We start from the raw sequence: 18036 nt of genomic DNA, 5'->3' as shown, positions 1-18036 counted from the left end.
GATCTTGCCGCTGGTTGTTACTGGGCGCCGCAGGTGGACGCCGTGGTGGTGTCCAGCCAGGGCAGGTCGTGGCCCATCCGGTCGCGCTTGGTGCGCAGGTAGCGGAGGTTGTGCTCGCCCGCGCGGACCGGCATCGGTTCGCGGTCGGTGACGCGCAGGCCGTGCCGGACGAGGGCGTCGGTCTTCTGGGGGTTGTTGGTCATCAGGCGCAGGCTGCGTACGCCCAGGTCCACGAGGATCTGCGCGCCGGCGCCGTAGTCCCGGGCGTCGGCGGGCAGGCCCAGCTCCAGGTTGGCGTCGAGGGTGTCGCGGCCGCGCTCCTGGAGTTCGTAGGCGCGCAGCTTGGACAGCAGTCCGATGCCCCGGCCCTCGTGGCCGCGCAGATAGACGACGACGCCCCGGCCCTCGGCGGCGACGCGTTCGAGGGAGGTCCCCAGCTGGGGGCCGCAGTCGCAGCGCAGCGAGTGGAAGATGTCGCCGGTGAGGCATTCGGAGTGGACGCGCACGAGGACGTCCTCGCCGTCGCCGATCTCACCGTGGACGAGGGCGACATGCTCCACGCCGTCGACGGTGGAGCGGTAGCCGTATGCCGTGAAGTCGCCGAACTCGGTGGGGAGTTGGGTCTTCGCCTCGCGCCTGACGGTGGGCTCGGCGGAGCGGCGGTAGGCGATGAGGTCCTCGATGGAGATGATCGTCAGCCCGTGCTTGCGGGCGAAGGGGATCAGCTCGGGCAGGCGGAGCATCCGGCCGTCCTCGCCGGCGATCTCGACGATCGCCCCGGCCGGGCGCAGACCCGCGAGACGGGCGAGGTCCACGGCTGCCTCGGTGTGGCCGTCGCGCACGAGCACCCCACCGGTGCGGGCGCGCAGCGGGAAGATGTGGCCGGGGCGGACGAAGTCGCCCGGCTCGGCGGTACCGGAGGCCAGGAGCTGCAGGGTGGTGGCGCGGTCGGCGGCGGAGATGCCGGTGGTGACACCGTGCCGCGGGGCCGCGTCGACCGTGACGGTGAAGGCCGTGCGCATGGACTCGGTGTTCTGCTGCACCATCTGCGGCAGTTCGAGCCGGTCCAGCTCGTCGCCCTCCATGGGGGCGCAGATCATGCCCCGGCACTCGCTCATCATGAAGGCGATGATCTCGGGGGTGGCCTTCTCCGCGGCGACGACGAGGTCGCCCTCGTTCTCGCGGTCCTCGTCGTCGACGACGACGACCGGGCGGCCGGCCGCGATGTCGGCGATGGCCTGCTCGACGGGGTCGAGCGCGAAGCTCTCGATGTCGCTGGTGCTGTACAGGATCGGCGCCGTGGTCATGCCGGGGCTCCTTCCAGAGCGGGCTTGCGCGAGCGCAGCCACCAGTCGCGCATGCCCCACAGGACGAGCGCGCCGTAGATGATGTAGACGAAACCGGAGAAGGCGTAGCCGTTGGCGAAGTTGAGCGGGACGCCCACGAGGTCGACCAGCAGCCAGGCGAACCAGAACTCGACCATGCCGCGTGCCTGGGCGTACATGGCGACGATGGTGCCGGTGAAGATGTACGCGTCCGGCCAGGGGTCCCAGGACAGCGTCGGGAACGCGGTGAAGAGCGCGCCGACGGCGAGGGTGCCGAGCACGGCGCCGGCGATCAGGTAGCCGCGCTCGCGCCAGGTGGCGAAGCGCGGGGTGATGGCGCCGTCCGCGGACCGCCCCTGCGTACGGCTCCACTGCCACCAGCCGTACGCGGCGACGGCCATGACGATGACCTGCTTGCCGGCGCTGCCGGTCAGATGGCCGACGAAGGCGCCGAAGAGGACGAGGCCGGAGAGGAACTGCACGGGCCAGTTCCACAGGGAGCGGACCGCGCCGAGGGCGAGGGCGATCAGGCCGAGGATGTTGCCGATCATGTCCGACCAGAGGATCTGCTGGCCGAAGGCCGTGAAGGCGACGGTGTTCAGCGAGTTCACCGCCCCGCTCCCCGGGCTCCCGCCGCCCCCTGGTCGCCCAGCAGACGCTCGACGTACTTGGCGATGACGTCGACCTCGAGGTTGACCGGGTCACCGGGCTGCTTGCGGCCGAGCGTGGTCAGGTCGAGCGTGGTCGGGATGAGGCTGACGGTGAAGTAGTCCGGGCCGGCGTCGACGACGGTGAGGCTGATGCCGTCGACGGTGATGGAGCCCTTCTCGACGACGTACCGGGTGAGGTCCGCGGGGAGCGAGATCTTGACGATCTCCCAGTTCTCGGACGGCTTGCGCTCGATGACCTCGCCCGTGCCGTCGACGTGCCCCTGCACGATGTGCCCACCGAGGCGGTCGCCGACGGCCATGGGGCGTTCGAGGTTGACGCGGGAGCCGACGATGAGGGCGCCGAGGCTGGAGCGTTGCAGGCTCTCCGCCATGACGTCGGCGGTGAACCAGTCGTCCTCGTGCTCCACGACCGTGAGACAGACACCGTTGACGGCGATGGAGTCACCGTGGCGCGCGCCCTCGGTGACGACGGGGCCGCGCAGACGGAAGCGGGAGGAGTCGCCGAGCTTCTCGACGGCGGTGACCTCACCCAGCTCTTCGACGATTCCGGTGAACACTTCCCGGGTCCTCCTGCCTCATAGGGCACGGACTCCGGGGCTGTCGAAGACGACAGACATGAGCGGACAGCGGCACTCAGGGAGCGACGCCGTGTGAAGACCCACCCCTGGCGGGGTAGGCCAAAAACAGACGGCGACGCGCACGAATGCCCGCCCGCCGCGCACTGCCTCCCATCCGGACTTTAACCGTCGGTCCAGGAATTTCACCTGGTCAACCGGCCGCTGGAAGCGACCGGGTCGCGGACTGTAACCGCCGGTTCGGACTTTCACCGACCCCGGAGTGCGCTGCTTCTGGTACAGAGCCAGTGTGCCACGCCCGGTCGGCGCCCATGCGGGTGAGAACTGTGGGGTGGCTCACAGGGCGTGTCGCTGGACTTCTCCGACGGAAGATGACCGGCTTCGTGTTTCACTGACCAAGGGTCAACTTCCGCACCACCGTCCCCACGCGGAGAGGATTCGACCCCCGCCCGGAGGGGGCTCGACCCATTGACCTGCTTGGTCTAGTCCTTTTAAAGTCTGCGGTCGCGGTACCCGCCCAGAACGGCCCGGCGACGGTGACGACGGCCCTTGCCCCGTCGCCGGGTCCCACTCACGGAGTCGGAGTCACCAGGATCGTGGTCATGCCGCCCGTCCCCTTTGCGGGTGGCGACCGGGGCGACGCGCAGCGGCCGGCCGCACGCGCCCGCGGGCTCCAGCTCGTCGGGGTTCGGCGCGACCCGGACGCCCGAGGGGGCCGGGGCTGACCCTGCCGTCGGGGCCGTCGGGACTCGGGGCGCCGGTTCGCCCCGCGTCACCGGGTGGGCGGTGCGAACAGTTCGTCCTGTGCGGCCTCGCGGGCCATGAGCAGCGCGCCGCGCAGGACCGCCGCCCCGCCGAGGCCCCCGGCCCGCACCTCGGTCGGCAACGGCGACATCGCCGCCAGCCGCTGTGCCACTCTGACGGCAAGCTCCTCCCCACCGGCCTGTCCCACCTCGCCACCGAGCACCACGCACCCGGGGTCGAGCACGGCGACGACGGAGGCCGCGCCGATGGCCACGCGGTCGGCCAGGGCGTCGAGGAAACGGGCACGGCCCGGTTCGCCCGGTGGCAGGCCGGGGCCGGGCTGCCGGGTGGCGGTGCCGCTCGGCGGGGGGCCGGCCGTCGCCGCCCGTACCAGCGTCGCCGCCCGTACCAGCGTCGCCGCGTAGGGCTCGCTCGGCACGGCCTCGGCGGTGACGCCGTGGGCCGTGGCCAGGGCCGTCACCGCCGTCGCGCCGGCCAGGGAGTGGAAGCCGCCCTCGCAGTCGGTGGCCGAGGGGACCGTGGCCGTGCCGGGAACCGGGAGGAAACCGATCTCGCCCGTGCCGCCGGAGGCGCCCCGGCGGAGGTGGCCGTCGAGGACGACGGCGGCGCCGGTGCCGAGGCCGAGCCAGAGCAGGACGAAGGTGTCACGGTCGCGGGCGGCGCCGTCACGCTGCTCGGCGAGGGCCGCGAGGTTGGTCTCGTTCTCGACGAGGACGCGGGCCGGGAGCCGTTCACCGAGCGCGGCGACCAGCCGGCGGTGCCACTCGGGGAGGCCACTTGAGTCGCGGAGTTCGCCCGTGGCCGGGTCGATCAGGCCGGGGGCGCCGATCGCCACCGTGTGCAGCCGGTCGGCGCCCGCCTCCTTCGCGGCACGCTCCACCAGGGCGACCGCCTGCTCCACGGCGGGTCCCGTGCCGGCGTCGTCCGCGATCGGTACCGACGCCCGCACCCGCTCCGTACCGAGCAGGTCGGCGACGACGACGGTGACGCTCTCGGTGCGCACGTCGAGCGCGGCGAGATGCGCGCGGTCGGCGACGATGCCGTAGAGGCGGGCGTTGGGGCCGCGTCGCTGCTCCCCCGACTCCCCCACCACGCCGATCAGCCCGGCGGCCGTGAGGCGCTCCACGAGGTCGGCGACCGTGGGCCGGGACAGGCCGGTGAGCTGCTTCAACTGCCCGGCCGTCAGCGGTCCTTCCTGCTGCAGCAGCCGCAGGGCGAGCCGGTCGTTGATGGCCCGGGCGGTACTGGGTGATGCGGGCATGCCGGGATCCTCCCAGATCCGCGGCGCCGCACGGCCGGTGGCCCTCACAGGGCGCTCCCTATCTATCAGGCAGGGTCCCTGATAGTTTACGCCACGCGACGAGGCCGGGTGGGCGCAGTACATCGGGGGAACCGGAAGTCCGCGGTCCTGAGCCGCTCCGCCGACGGCATCCGCGGGGCAGATCGGCGGCCGGCACGGGTGCGAGGACCATGACGGCCTCGGCGCCGGCCATGCGTGCCGACGGCTCGGCGCATCGAGACACAGGGAGGCGGGAGAATGAGTGTGGTGGTCCACGAGCAGCGCGAGGTGAGGCGGGCGCGGTACGCCGTGGCGGCCGTGTTCGCGGTGCACGGCGCCGTCACCGGCTCGTTCGCGACCCGCGTGCCGTGGATCCAGGACCACGCGGGGGTCGGCGCGGGCCAACTGGGCCTCGCTCTCGCCTTCCCGGCGATCGGCGCGTCCCTGGCGATGCCGCTCGCGGGCCGGATCAGCCACCGCTTCGGCGCCCGCACGGCGCTGCGCGGACTGCTCGCCCTGTGGACGCTCGCACTGATCCTGCCGTCCTTGTCGCCGAACCTCTGGACGCTCTGCCTGGCGCTGTTCGTGTACGGGGCGTCGGCGGGCATGGCGGACGTCGCGATGAACGCGCTCGGAGTCGAGGTGGAGAGCCGCCTGGGCAAGTCGATCATGTCGGGCCTGCACGGTATGTGGAGCGCGGGCGCCCTCGTCGGCTCGGCGGCCGGTACGCTCGCCGCCCACCTGGGCTCGGACGCCCGGCTGCACCACGCGCTCGCGGCGGTCACGCTCACCCTCCTCGGTCTGGTCGCCTGCCGGTGGGTCCTGGACCTCAGGCCCACCGAGGACGAGGAGCCGCCGCCCCGGTTCGCGCTGCCGCCGAAGTCGGCGCTGCTGATCGGCGCGGTCGGGTTCTGCGCGGTGTTCGCGGAAGGGGCGGCGCTGGACTGGTCGGCGGTCTATCTGCGGGACCAGCTGCAGACCTCGGCCGGGCTCGCGGCGGCGTGCACCACCGGTTTCATGCTGACCATGGCGGTGGCCCGGCTCGCGGGCGACGCGGTGGTCGACCGCTTCGGTGCCGTCCGTACCGTACGGGCGAGCGGTGCCCTTGCCGTGCTCGGCGGGATCCTGATCGTCGTCGCGAACCAGCCGGCGGTCGCGATGGGCGGCTTCGCCCTGATGGGCCTCGGCATCGCGGTCGTCGTCCCGCTCTGCTTCGCCGCCGCGGGCCGCAGTGGGCCGAACCCCAGCCTGGCCATCGCGGGCGTGGCGACCATCACGTACACCTCCGGGCTGGTCGCGCCGAGCGCGATCGGCGGTCTGGCGGAACTGACCAGTCTGGTCGTGTCGTTCGGCCTGGTCACCGTGCTGGCGTGCGGTCTGGTCGTCTTCGCGGGGGTGCTGCGCACCAGCGATCGGGACCGGCCCCGGGTCGCCCGGACGGGCTCTGCGGTCCCCGACCCGAAGCCCTGACGCGGGACGTCCGTCCCTGGGGGATCTGCCGGCTCTCGCCCCTACCCCCGTGCCAGCTCGTACGCGTACCCCGGTGAGAACGTCCCCGCCCTGCCCCGGCAGCCGTCGGACTCGCCCGGCAGTTTCACCCACAGGTAGGCGTCGACGCGGGACTCTCCGGTGGTGAGGGTCGGTGGCCGGCCGAGGCCGCGGCCGGCGGGGTCGCACCACCGGCCGTCGGCCGGGGGGCCGTTGCCGTTGCGGCTGGTGTCGATGACGGCGCCGAGGCCCGGCGGGCCGCCGAGGGCGTTCAGGACCCGGCGGTCGTAGGCGATCTCGGCCTCCGTGCGGTTGAAGTTGGACACGTTACTGAAGATGCCGTCGGAGCCGTCGGGCGAGGCGGCGCCCGCCCGGCGCAGGAGCGCGGCCTGTTCGGCCGGGGCGTTCCAGTGCGAGTGCCCGGCGTCGTGGTAGACGCGGACTCGGGGGTCGGCCGCCTTCAGGACGCGACCTGCACGGGCCAGCGAGGCGAAGCGGTCGGCACGCGCGCCCGTGGACAGACAGTCGGACTGGGCGATCGCGTCCGGCTCCAGCAGCACGATGACGTCGCCCGAACCGAGCCCGGCGGCGAACGCGTCGATCCACGCGTCGTACGCGTCCAGGCTCGACGCCCCGCCCTGCGAGGCCCCTGCGCAGTCCCGGCCCGGGATCGCGTACGCCACGAGGACCGGGACCTGTCCCCGCGCGGCACCCGCGGAGGCGACCGCCGCGACCCGCGAGGTGGTGGTGGCCGGCGTGGGATCGGTGAACCAGACGGCGGCCGGGCGTGCGGCGATGCCGCTCTCGATGGCGCTGCCGCGCGGGTCGTCCGGGTGGGCCCGGACCCAGTCGAGGACCTGGGAGTCGGGGTGACGGTAGAGCGTCCCGGGGCCGGAAACGGGCGGCGATCCGGTCCGGTCCGCCGACGGCCGCACAGCGGTCTTCCCGGAGGGGGCGGGCGACTTCCGGGGGGACTGCGGGGCCGAGACCCGCGAGGGGGACGGCGGGCGCGGGGTCCGCCCGGCCGACGCGGTGGGCCCGGTCGTCCCTGCCGCATCGAAGGGGAGTACGGACGCGCGGCTCGCCCGCGGCCGGGTCTCGTCGGCGCCCGGCTCACCGCCGAGCGCCGCCACCATCCCGGTCACGGTTGCCACGACGGCCATGGCCGCCGCCGCTGCCACCACGGCGCCGCGCCGCGCCGCCCGCCTGCGTTCGGCCCGGCGTGCGGCCAGACGCTGGGCGCGTGAGCCTGACACGTATGCTCCCCCTGCTCCCCGGACCGCGCGCGCCGCGCCGGCTTCCCGGTACCTCCGGCACATCACCGGCCGCGCCCGCGTTACCCCGTTTCGGGGACGCGGCGGGCACGGCGGCGCCGGTGGCAGCCTAGGCCTGGGACCCTGCCCCCTATGGCGCAGTCGGAACAATTCACCAATTCCGTGGACCCGGTGGACTCGGTGGACGCGGTCGTCTCCCGTATGCGCGCCGTGGACGCGGCCCTCCCCGCGCAGGACGGGATCGCCGTCTTCAACCGCGTCTACCTCACCGTCACGGAGGTCATCGACCGGCGGCTGGACTCCGGTCACTTCCCGGACACCGAGGCCGCGATCACCTTGGACGCGCTCTTCGCCGAGCGGTATCTGCGGGTCGCCGAGGGCGAGCGCGCGCCCGCGTGCTGGCGGCCGTTGCTGCAGTTGCGACGCCATCCCGGCGTACGGCCGCTGCAGTTCGCCCTCTGCGGCATCAACGCGCACATCGGTCACGATCTCGCGCTGGCCGTCGTGGACACCTGTCGTACGCTCGGCTGCGAACCCGCCGATCTGGAGGACGAGTTCGAGCATGTGGGCGATGTCCTCGTGTCGCTGGAGGAGCGCGTCCGCGAGGAGCTGATGCCGGGCCCCGACCTCCTGCAGATCGCCGATCCGCTCACCCATCTGCTCGGCGCGTGGAGCCTGGAACGCGCCCGAGAGGCCACCTGGTCGGCCGCCCGCGCGCTGTGGGCACTGCGCGGACTGCCCGATCTGGCCGAGGAGTCCGCCCTGCACCTGGACGCCGCGGTGGGCCTGACGGGCCGCATGCTGCTGACCCCGCTGCCGGACCGCCCCCGCCCAGGGGCCTTCGCCAGGTCCTAGTCCTCCGGCAGTTCGACGGGCGCGATCTCGTCGTAGACGTCCCCGGGCCCGGGGTTGGTCGCGTCGGTGACGCCGCCGAAGTGGTGCATGACGCCCCAGACCGCGTTGAGCGCGGTCTGGATCGCGCCCTCGGCCCAGCCGGCCGTCCAGGAGATGTCGTCGCCGGCGAGGAAGATGCCCCGCTTGTCCTCGGGCAGCCGGTCCTGCATGAAGTGCGTGAACAGGCGCCGCTGGTAGCGGTAGTGGCCGGGCAGGTTCGCCTTGAACGCGCCCATGAAGTAGGGCTCGTTCTCCCAGGAGACCGTCACCGGGTTGCCGATGACGTGGCTGCGGATGTCGACGTTCGGGTAGATCTCGCCGAGCGATTTCAGCATGACCTCCATCCGCTCGTTCGCGGACAGCGGCAGCCACTTGAGGCTGTCGTCGCACCAGGTGTAGGAGAGGCAGATGACGGCCGGCTTGTCGGGACCGTCGTCGAGGAGATAGGTCCCGCGCGTCATACGGTCGGTGAGGGTCATCGACATGACGTCCCGGCCGGTGTGCTCGTCCTTGTCCAGCCAGAACGGACGGTCCACGGGGACGAACAGCTTCGAGGACTCCATGTAGTGGGTCCGCTCGATCGCCGTCCAGTGGTCGATCGGGAAGAGCGAGTCGTCGCAGGCGATCTTCGACAGCAGCATCCAGGACTGGGCGGTGAAGATCGCCGCCTGGTAGGTGCGGATGTCGCCGTTCGCGTCCGTGACGGTGATCCGGTTGCCGGCGGTCCGGTGCAGCCGGGTCACGGCGGGCCGCGGCTCGCCGTCGACGTGCAGGGACTTCAGGGACGTCCCGTACGGCCAGTGCACGATCTTCTCGGGCTCGCGCTCCCAGAGCCGCAGCGGGAGCTGCTGGCTGCCGCCGACGATGCCGCGGTGGTGGTCGTCGGCCTCGGTGTAGACGACCCGCAGGATCTCCAGGATCGAGTTCGGGAAGTCGGTGTCCCAGCCGCCCGTGCCGAAGCCGACCTGGCCGAAGATCTCGCGGTGCCGGAAGGACTTGAAGGCCTCGGAGTCGCAGAGGAAACCGTAGAAGGTCTGGTTGTCGAGCCGCTCGACGAGCTCGGCCCAGATCTCCCGGATGCGCGGTACGTCGCGCTCGCGCAGCGCCCGGTTCATGTCGGAGAAGTCGGCGCCCTCTTCGAGGCAGGCGTTCCAGGCGGCCGCGACGTCCCGGTAGACCTGTGGCAGGTCGTCGATCGTCTCGGCGTAGTGGGACTCGCCCTTGAGGTCGACCACGGTCGAGGGCGTGGCCTCGGCGAGGGGGTTGGGGAAGGGGCGGGTCTCCAGACCGGCGAGATCGATGTAGTGCTGGAGCGCTGTGGACGAGGGCGGGAAGCGCATCGCCCCCATCTCGGCGGTGAGCGAGGGGTCGCACCCGTCGAAGCCGACCGTCCGCAGGCGCCCGCCGATCCGGTCGGCCTCGTACACGACCGGCTTGAGCCCCATCTTCATCAGCTCGTACGCCGCCACGATGCCGGACAGCCCGCCGCCGATCACCGCGACCTCGGTGCCGTGCTCGGTGGCCGGGATCTGCCCCAGGCCGGCCGGGTGGGCCAGGAAATCGTCGTACGCGTACGGGAAGTCCGGGCCGAACATGGTGATCGGCGGCTGGTGCTCGTCTGCGTGCTCGATGGCGTTGGGCACGGTGGACGTCATGGGGTACGGACTCCTAGCGGAAAGGGGGGTACGGGGGTCACCGGGGTGGGGCGGGTCTCAGACGAGGGAGCCGTAGAGGCCGGGGCGCCGGTCCTGGAGGTAGGGGTTCGCCGCGCGCGAGGCCGCGAGGAAGGCGGGGTCGGCGTCGGCGAGGACGAGGTCCTCCTCGCGGCCGGCGCGGGTGCGCGCGACCCCGTCGGGACCGGCGAGCGTGGACAGCCCGACGAACTCGAACTCCCCTTCACGGCCGACCCGGTTGACGTAGGCGACGTACATCTGGTTCTCGAAGGCACGCACCGGGATCATCGACTCGGCGACGAACTGGAACGGATGCATCTGGGCCGTCGGCACCACCAGCAGGTCGGTGCCGGCGAGGGCGTGGGCGCGGACGTTCTCGGGGAACTCCACGTCGTAGCAGATCAGGAGCCCGACGCGGAGTCCGTTCAGCTCGGCCTGGACGACGGACCGCTCGCCCGGCGTGAAGTGGTCGCGCTCGAAGCAGCCGAAGAGATGGGTCTTGCGGTAGTTCGCGAGCCGGACACCGTCGGCACGCACGAGCTGCGCCGAGTTGAAGACCGCGTCCCCGGCCCGCTCCGGATACCCGTACGTGATCGCGACCCCGTGCCGCCCCGCGATCTCGGCGACCGCGTCGGCCGACTCCCCGTCGGCCGGTTCGGCGAGCCGCGCGATGTCGTCGCCGATCGCGTACCCGGTGAGGAACATCTCCGGCGCCACCACCAGCCCCGCCCCGGCGGCCGCCGCCCGTCCCGCGGCCTCGTCGAGCACCTTCAGGTTCCCGACGACCGAGCCGGGCCGACCGGAGCTCTGGAGCAGGGCGGTACGCATGCGTGTTCCTCACCGGGACAAGGGGGATCGGGGGTCACCTAGACGGTACGGTCGGAGCGCCGAACCGGACAAGCGGCGGCCATTGCGCACCAGCGGGGCATTCGTTGCGTGTGAAGCGGCGGGGACGGCGATTCGTTGCGTCGCAGGGAGGGGGTCGCCACCCCCGTGCCTGCGCGCCCGGGGATGCGCCCCCGCCCCGCCCCTGCACGCGCCTCGGGCTGCCGGCCCCGCCGCGCCTCGGGCTGCCGGCCCCGCTCTACACCCCCCTCCGCACCACCAGCACGGCCGCCGTCACCAGATACGGCACCGCGAACACGGCGAACGAGACCCCGTGCGCGGCGGACGCCCCGATCACGGCGTACGCGGCGAACACGGCCACCGTCGCCGCCTCCGTCCCCATGCTCGCCACGGACGTCAGCGTGGCCCGCCGAGCCCCCTCGATCCGGTCCTGCAAGCGCGCGTCGGCGAGCACGTTGACCAGCTGGAAGCCACCGAAGGCGACGGCCACCAGCCCGATACCGACCGGCGTCCCCATCAGCGCTCCCACGGCCAGCGCGACCGCCGAGCCCGCCAGCACCACCCCCAGTCCGGCCCTGCTCAACCGCTCCGCCGCCCCGGTCAGCAGGCTGCCGATCGCCGGCCCCACCCAGATCACCAGCAGCAGATAGGGCACCGTCCCCTCGGCCACGCCCGTGTCCCGGACCAGCAAGGGCGTGTACTCGTCGAGCGCGCCCCAGACCGCGCCGACGGCCGGGACGAGCAGCATCGCGCCCCGTACCGAACGGTCCCGGCGCACCTCGGCCAGCCCGGACCGCAGGGTGGTGAGGGTGGTGGAGGCCGTCGTGTCCGTGCCCGGCGCCGCGGCCTTGCGGTGCTCGGGGAGCCGGACGGCCACCAGCGAGGTCAGCACACAGGCCAGGACGCTCGCCGCGCCCACGGCCGGATGGCCGCCCAGGTCGAGGACCGGTCCCGCCAGCCCCATCGCCGCCATCACGGCGACCATGCCGACCGCCTGGGCCCGGCCGATGACGCGCGCGTACCGGTCGGCCGCGCCGAGCCGGTCCAGTTCGTCGTAGACCAGCGCCTCCAGCGCGCCGGAGCCGAGGGCGCCGCGCACACCCCACAGGACGAAGCCCGCAGCGAAGGCCCCGTACGACGGGACGGCCACCCACAGCGCGAAGCCGGCCGCGGTGAGCAGCGGGCCCAGCCAGAGCAGCAGCCGCCGGGAGACGGTGTCGGCCCAGGCGCCGGAGGGGACCTCCAGCAGGATCCCGGTGAGCGACCACAGGGCGAACAGGGAGGAGATCTGCCAGATCGACAGTCCGGCGTCACTGAACAGCAGCGCGTACACCGGGTAGAGCAGCACGAAGTCGTCGAGGAACGCGTAGCCGTACAGCGTGGCCGTCAGCCGCCGGACACCGCTGGTCCGGGCATCGGGCACACGCGTGGGTGAGAGAGTCATGAGGCCTTCCCGAGGGGGCGAATCGGACGTCGTCGCTGCGGCGTCCGAGGTGGCCCTCGGGAGGAGGCACGGCTGGTGGATCAATGTCGCCAGGTCATGGCACCGATGCTAGTCCGGCGGGCCCGTCCGGCCCACCGGATATCAGGAGGTCACGTCCCGGCGTCCGTGACCGGCGCGAAGGTGGTGATCACCGCCGCGTGGTCCGACGGCCAGTCGTTGTCCTCGACGTCCGGCCAGGGGTGGGGTGAACCGCTGACGTAGGTCCGGGAGTCGAGGACCGCGAGGCCCCGGTGCAGGACGAAGTCGATGCGGTCCTGGGGCTCCGGCCGGCCGCTGCCGTCCTCGTGTGCGACGTGGATCGGCGACCAGGTGTGGCCCGGCTCCCGTACGGGGTCGGGGTGGGCCTCTCGGTAGGAGTCGCGCAGACCGGCCGTCTCGGCGGCGAGGGTGACCGGCCAGTCGACGTCCGGCCGGTCGAGGTGGGAGGGGCTGTTGAAGTCGCCCACGAGGACGACCGGCACGCTGCCGTCGATCCGGCGCAGGCAGTCCCGCAGCTGGGCGAGCCGCACCTCCTCGTGCGCGATCAGCTCGGCGGCCTCCAGCCCGTCGAAGGCGGCCTCGTAGGGCCCGTAGGGCGTGTAGTCCAGGTGGACCGTCCAGATGTCCACCTCGGAGCCGGAGCCGGTTCTGATACGGACGCCCGCCGCCCCGTAGAAGCCCACGTCGGGGTCGCCGAAGCGGGCCGTGATCGGGTGGCGGCTGATGATGCCGAGGTTGTCGCCGGCCCGGTGGTGGTGCCAGCCGAGGGCCTCGGCGAGTTCCTGGGCGGCGGTGCCGCCGGTCTCCTGGAGGCCGACCACGTCGGCGCCGGTCTCGGTGATGACCTTGAGCTGTTTGGCGCGGTGGTCGCGGACCCTGGTGCCGCCGTGCCAGAGGTTCCAGGTCATCACCCGCAGGGTCGGTCCGTCGGGGGCGACCAGCCGGCGCAGGCTCGCCGGGGTCTCGGACTCCAGGGACTCCCGTACGGTCCGCCCCGGGGCCTCGTCGATCGGGGCGAGCGAGGGCACGGCGAGGACCACGCAGCCCGCCGCCTCGGCCGAGGTGACTCCGGTGCCGGTGTCCTCGACGGCCACGCACGCGGCGGGCTCGACGCCGAGGGCACGGCAGGCGGCGAGATAGGGGTCGGGGGCCGGCTTGGTGTGCTCGGTGTCGTCGGCGGTGACCGAGACGGCGAACAGGTCGCGGCCGAGGGCGTCGAGGACGGTGTCGGCGACCGCGCGCGGGGAGGCGGTGACCAGGGCGGTGGGGACGCCCTCGCGGGCCAGGGCCCGCAGCAGCTCCAGCGCGCCCGGGCGGGGCACGATGCCGGTGCGGACCCGGTCGGCGAACTCCCGGTGCAGGTCGGCGGCGAGTCCGTCCGACGGTGCGCCGGTGATGCCCGCGAGCCAGGCGGCGGTGTGCTCGACCGGGCGGCCGAGGACGTCCGGCTGGTCGGCCTCGGTCAGCGCGCGACCGAGGCCGGCGGCCACCTCCTCCACCGCGTCCCACCAGAGCCGCTCGGTGTCGACGAGCGTGCCGTCCATGTCGAACAGGGCGGCCTGGAGCGGCAGTCGGGACAAGGGTTTCTCTTTCCGTGGGGGGTGGCGGACGGTGCCCGGCCGTGGGGGCGGGGCGGGGTCCTCAGCGGGGGGCACGGGCGGCGACCAGCACCGGCCGTTCGGGGAGGCTCACGGTGACGGCCGCGCCGGCGCCGAGGGTGGCCGCCTCGTGCGTGGGCAGGTCGGCCTTGACCTCGGTGCCGTCGGCGAGCTTCACGGTCAGGCGGGTTGCGGCGCCGAGGAAGGCGGTGGCGACCACCCGGGCGTCACCGGTGTCGTCCGCCCGTACCCCGACCGCCTCCGGACGCAGGAGCACATCCACCTCCGTGGCGGCCGGCGCCGCCCCGTCCACGGGCAGCCGCCGGCCCAGCACCTCGACCGTGGTGCCGGCCAGCCGCCCCGGGATGCGGCTCATCGTGCCGACGAACTCGGCGACGAAGGCGGTGGCGGGGCGGCCGTACAACTCGACGGGGGCCGCGCACTGTTCGAGCCGTCCGGCGTGCATCACGGCGACGCGGTCGGCCATGGACAGCGCCTCCTCCTGGTCGTGCGTCACGAACAGGGTGGTGATGCCCAGCTCCTGCTGGAGCCGGCGGATCTCCTCGCGGAGCGTGAGCCGCACCTTGGCGTCGAGGGCGGAGAGCGGCTCGTCGAGCAGCAGCACCCGGGGCCGCAGGGCGAGCGCCCGGGCGAGGGCGACGCGCTGCTGCTGGCCGCCGGAGAGCTGGTGGGGGTACTGGGCGCCCTTGTCGGCGAGGCCCACGAGGTCGAGCAACTCGGCTGCCCGCAAGCGCCGTTCGGCCGTGCGCACCTTGCGCATGCGCAGCCCGAAGGCCACGTTGTCGAGGGCGCTGAGGTGCGGAAAGAGGCTGTACGACTGGAAGACCATCCCGGCGTCGCGCCGGTGGGCCGGGACGCGGGTGACGTCCTCGCCGTCGACCAGCACCTCGCCGGAGTCGGGGTGCTCGAAGCCGGCGAGCATCCGCAGCGCGGTGGTCTTGCCGCAGCCGGACGGGCCGAGCAGCGCGAGCAGTTCACCCGGCCGGACGGCCAGGTCGAGTCCGTCGAGGGCGACGGTGGCACCGAACTCACGGCGCAGGCCCCGGAACTCGACGGTGGCGGCGGTGTCGGTCGCTGTTGTCTCAAGCACGGTCATGGTTCATCCCCGGGAGGCGGAAGCGGTTGGGGTGCGTCCGCCGAAGGAGGCGAGCGCGAGGAGCATGGCCCAGGTGACGAGCAGGCTGAGCACCGAGACGGCGACCGAGAGCTGGGCCTGCGAGCCGCTGACGTTGACGATCCACACGGCGAACGGCCGGAAGCCCAGCAGCTGGGCGACGGTGAACTCGCCGAGCACGAGCGCCAGGGTGAGGAACGCGGAGTTGAGCAGGGCCCCGCGCAGATTGGGCAGCACGGCCCGCACCAGTGCCTGCGGCCAGCTCGCCCCGCAGCTGCGCGCGGCCTCGACGAGGGTGGGTACGTCCATGGCGCGCAGGCCCGCGTCCAGCGCCCGGTACACGAAGGGCAGCGCCATCACGACGTAGGCGAGGACCAGCACCACGGGGAAGTCGGGGTTCTGGATCGCCACGAAGGTCTGGAACAGCGGGGTCCTGGAGAGGTGTTCGGGTCCCCACTTGAGCACGGTGCCGAGCCCGGCGACGAACGCGATCGGCGGCACCACCAGCGGCAGCGAGCACACCACCTCCACCACGGGCCGCAGCCTCGGCGCGCCGAGCCGCAGCGCGACCATGGCGGGCACCATCAGCAGCAGGACGACGGCGATGGTCGCGGCGGCCAGCTCCAGCGAGAGCAGCAGGCTGGAGACGAAGCCGTCGGTGCCGAGGATCTGGCCGTAGGCGTCGAAGGTGATCCCCTCGCCCGGTACGTCGACCGTGAAGACCACGGAGGCGGCCAGCGGGACGAGGAAGTACAGCCCGGCGAGGGCGAGGACGAGCGGGCGCCACAGGGCGGGGCGCCGCGCGGCCGGGCGCCCGGGGTTCAGGCCAGCCATCGCGCACTCCGTCGTTGCAGGGGCAGGTACACGGCCATGACCAGCCCGGCGATCAGGACCATGTCGAGGCTGAGGGCGAGCGCCACGTTCTCCTGGCCGACCAGGACGTTGCCGGAGATGGCGTCGGCGATCTGCAGGGTGACCAGCGGGATCGAGCTGCCCACCATGGCCGCGGCGGTGGCGTACGCGGCGAAGGCGCTGCCGAACAGCAGCACGAGTCCGCCGAGCAGCGAGGGCGCGAGCACGGGCAGGGCGACGTGGATCCAGTACTGCGGGCCGGTGGCGCCGTTGTTCTGCGCGGCCTCCCGCCACTGGACGCGCAGTCCGTCGAGGGCGGGGGTGATGGTGAGGACCATCAGCGGGATCAGGAAGTACAGGTAGACGATGACCAGGCCCCAGAAGCTGTAGAGGTCCCAGCCCTTGTCCGTCAGGCCCAGCCGTCTGGTCAGGACACCGGCGTTGCCGAGGGTGGCGACGAAGGCGAAGGCGAGCGGGACACCGCCGAAGTTGGCGAGCACCCCGGAGGCGGTGAGCACGGCCTCGCGCAGCGCCGGGAAGCGGGAGGTCACCACGGCCTGGGCGAGCGGCAGTCCGAGGAGGGCCGCGAGTCCGGCCGAGACGGCGGACAGCTTCACGCTGCCGAGCATGGCCGTGAGGTAGGCCCCCTGCACGGAGGCCGTCATGTTCGCCGTGGTGTACGAGGTGGCGCCGGTCGCCTGGTCCTTGACGGTGAACGCGCCGTTCAGCATGGCGAGCGCGGGCAGTCCGAAGGCGACCGCGACGAAGACCAGCAGCGGCAGCACGGCGAGCCAGCCGCCGGGGCGGGGCCGCCGCTTCACGGAAGCGGCGGCCACCAGTGGCGTGTCGGCCTCGGTGACGACGGCGGTCACCCGGAGACCGCCTTGGCCCAGCCCTGTCCGAGCGCGTCCTTGGCCTTGGTCTGCTGGTCCTCGGTCGGGAACTCGGGCGTGCCGGACACCTTCGGCAGCTTGGCCGCGGCCGCCGCGTCCAGCGTGCCGGCCTTCTCCATGGCGGGCATCAGGGCCGGGCGGGCGTATCCGGCGAGCCACAGGTTCTGGCCCTCGGCGCTGTAGAGGTACTCCTGCCAGAGGCGGGCGGCGGCCGGGTGGGGCGCGTCCTTGTTGATGGCCTGGGAGTAGTACTGGGAGAACTTGCCGTCCTCGGGAACGACCACCTTCCAGTCGACGCCCTTGGACTTGAACTCGTCGGCGTACCCGGCGTTCAGGTAGTCCCAGTCGATGCTGATGGGCGTCTCGCCCTTCTCGACGGTGGCCGGCGTCGACTCGACGGGCGTGTAGTTGCCGTTCTTCTTCAGCTTGGCGAAGAAGTCGAGGCCGGGCTGGATGTCGTCGAACGATCCGCCGCTCGCCAGCGAGGCCGCCCAGACTCCGCCGAAGGCGGAGCCGGACTTGGTGGGGTTGCCGTTGAGGGCGACCTGTCCCTTGTACTGCGGCTTCAGCAGGTCGGCGAAGGTCTGCGGGCACGCCTTCACGCGCTTGGCGTCGCAGCCGATGGAGATGTAGCCGCCGTAGTCGTTGTACCACTGGGCCTTCGGGTCCTTCTGGCCCTCGGGGATGTCGGCGAAGGAGGCCACCTTGTACGGCGCGAGCAGCCCCTGCTGGGCGGCGCTCAGCGCGAAGGAGCTGCCCAGGTCGAGCACGTCGGGCGCCCGGTCCTGGCCCTTGCGCGAGGTGACGGCGTTGATCTCGTCCTGGCTGGCTCCGTCCGGGTTCTCGACCTCGATCTTGATCCCGTACTTCTTCTGGAACCCGTCGATCAGGGCGCCGTAGTTGGCCCAGTCGCGGGGCAGGGCTATCGCGTTGAGCTTGCCCTCCTTCTTGGCCGCCGCGACCAGCGCGTCCATGCCGCCGAAGTCCTTGGCCGAGGTCGCGGTGGCCGCGTTGACGCCGTCGCCGGTGGTCTCGGCCTCGGGGGCCGCGCCGCAGGCGCTGAGGGTGAGTGCGGCGGCGACGGCGAGGCCGCCGCCGATCACGGCGGATCTTGTCAGGAAGAGGGTCACGAGCTCTCCAGGGGTACGCGCAGCGGGACGATCTGGGTGGAGCACTTGTCTGAACAAGTTGGCCTCATTACGTCCGCGCTTCATATCACGCAGGTAAACTCCGGCGAAATACTCGTGCACGTTTTCCCAGACAATCACCGGCCGTGCGCGGGGTT

General features: G+C 72.6%; 15 protein-coding genes and 1 riboswitch. Of the genes, 2 read left to right on the top strand and 13 right to left on the bottom strand.

Annotated features, from left to right (window positions below; all coding sequences use genetic code 11):
• Positions 1-17: 17 nt before the first annotated feature.
• The 4 genes from STRBO_RS0116510 to STRBO_RS0116495 form a co-directional block, all read right to left on the bottom strand.
• Positions 18-1307, bottom strand: a complete 1290-nt coding sequence (locus STRBO_RS0116510) for a bifunctional 3,4-dihydroxy-2-butanone-4-phosphate synthase/GTP cyclohydrolase II (RefSeq protein WP_005485546.1) — start codon at positions 1305-1307, stop codon at positions 18-20.
• Positions 1304-1936, bottom strand: a complete 633-nt coding sequence (locus STRBO_RS0116505) for a nicotinamide mononucleotide transporter family protein (RefSeq protein WP_005485545.1) — start codon at positions 1934-1936, stop codon at positions 1304-1306. The genes STRBO_RS0116510 and STRBO_RS0116505 overlap by 4 nt, the downstream gene beginning before the upstream one ends.
• On the bottom strand, positions 1933-2553 hold the full coding sequence (locus tag STRBO_RS0116500) for a riboflavin synthase (protein ID WP_005485543.1): 621 nt from the start codon (positions 2551-2553) through the stop codon (positions 1933-1935). The genes STRBO_RS0116505 and STRBO_RS0116500 overlap by 4 nt, the downstream gene beginning before the upstream one ends.
• A gap of 157 nt (positions 2554-2710) precedes the next feature.
• Positions 2711-2841: riboswitch (FMN riboswitch) on the bottom strand.
• Positions 2842-3343: 502 nt separating this feature from the next.
• On the bottom strand, positions 3344-4597 hold the full coding sequence (locus STRBO_RS0116495) for an ROK family transcriptional regulator (protein ID WP_005485542.1): 1254 nt from the start codon (positions 4595-4597) through the stop codon (positions 3344-3346).
• A gap of 276 nt (positions 4598-4873) precedes the next feature.
• Here STRBO_RS0116495 and STRBO_RS0116490 point away from each other — a divergent pair, with 276 nt between their 5' ends.
• Positions 4874-6085, top strand: coding sequence for an MFS transporter (locus STRBO_RS0116490; protein ID WP_020114472.1), 1212 nt, complete (start codon positions 4874-4876; stop codon positions 6083-6085).
• Between the two features lie 41 nt (positions 6086-6126).
• On the opposite strand, the gene STRBO_RS0116485 is transcribed toward STRBO_RS0116490, so the two are convergent.
• Entirely contained in the window at positions 6127-7287 is a 1161-nt protein-coding gene (locus STRBO_RS0116485) for a glycoside hydrolase family 6 protein (RefSeq protein ID WP_005485540.1), read from the bottom strand.
• A gap of 222 nt (positions 7288-7509) precedes the next feature.
• Here STRBO_RS0116485 and STRBO_RS0116480 point away from each other — a divergent pair, with 222 nt between their 5' ends.
• Positions 7510-8232: a DUF5995 family protein gene (locus STRBO_RS0116480; protein WP_005485538.1), complete on the top strand. Its 723-nt coding sequence runs from the start codon at positions 7510-7512 to the stop codon at positions 8230-8232.
• Here STRBO_RS0116480 and STRBO_RS0116475 read toward each other — a convergent pair.
• The 8 genes from STRBO_RS0116475 to STRBO_RS0116440 form a co-directional block, all read right to left on the bottom strand.
• Entirely contained in the window at positions 8229-9926 is a 1698-nt protein-coding gene (locus tag STRBO_RS0116475) for a flavin monoamine oxidase family protein (protein ID WP_005485537.1), read from the bottom strand. The two genes, STRBO_RS0116480 and STRBO_RS0116475, sit on opposite strands and share 4 nt — an antisense overlap.
• A 57-nt stretch (positions 9927-9983) precedes the next feature.
• Positions 9984-10772 carry a carbon-nitrogen hydrolase family protein gene (locus tag STRBO_RS0116470; RefSeq protein WP_005485535.1) on the bottom strand — a complete coding sequence of 263 codons (789 nt, stop codon included), beginning with the start codon at positions 10770-10772 and terminating at the stop codon, positions 9984-9986.
• A gap of 256 nt (positions 10773-11028) precedes the next feature.
• Complete coding sequence (locus STRBO_RS0116465; RefSeq protein WP_020114470.1) at positions 11029-12234, bottom strand: MFS transporter; 1206 nt, start codon at positions 12232-12234, stop codon at positions 11029-11031.
• A 149-nt stretch (positions 12235-12383) separates the two neighbouring features.
• A complete protein-coding gene (locus STRBO_RS0116460; protein ID WP_005485532.1) occupies positions 12384-13853 on the bottom strand; it encodes an HAD-IA family hydrolase in 1470 nt (489 codons plus the stop codon).
• 61 nt (positions 13854-13914) lie between these two features.
• Entirely contained in the window at positions 13915-14988 is a 1074-nt protein-coding gene (locus STRBO_RS0116455) for an ABC transporter ATP-binding protein (RefSeq protein ID WP_005485531.1), read from the bottom strand.
• Between the two features lie 3 nt (positions 14989-14991).
• Positions 14992-15840, bottom strand: coding sequence for an ABC transporter permease (locus STRBO_RS0116450; RefSeq protein WP_005485529.1), 849 nt, complete (start codon positions 15838-15840; stop codon positions 14992-14994).
• The gene (locus STRBO_RS0116445) at positions 15828-16730 is read right to left on the bottom strand and encodes an ABC transporter permease (RefSeq protein ID WP_005485527.1); all 903 of its coding nucleotides are present in this window, start codon (positions 16728-16730) and stop codon (positions 15828-15830) included. Before STRBO_RS0116445 ends, STRBO_RS0116450 begins: the two co-directional genes overlap by 13 nt.
• A complete protein-coding gene (locus tag STRBO_RS0116440; protein ID WP_005485526.1) occupies positions 16727-17881 on the bottom strand; it encodes an ABC transporter substrate-binding protein in 1155 nt (384 codons plus the stop codon). The genes STRBO_RS0116445 and STRBO_RS0116440 overlap by 4 nt, the downstream gene beginning before the upstream one ends.
• Between the last annotated feature and the right edge of the window lie 155 nt (positions 17882-18036).

Source organism: Streptomyces bottropensis ATCC 25435 (genome assembly GCF_000383595.1).
GTDB classification, from domain to species: domain Bacteria; phylum Actinomycetota; class Actinomycetes; order Streptomycetales; family Streptomycetaceae; genus Streptomyces; species Streptomyces bottropensis.
This window is presented reverse-complemented; position numbering and strand designations above follow the sequence as displayed.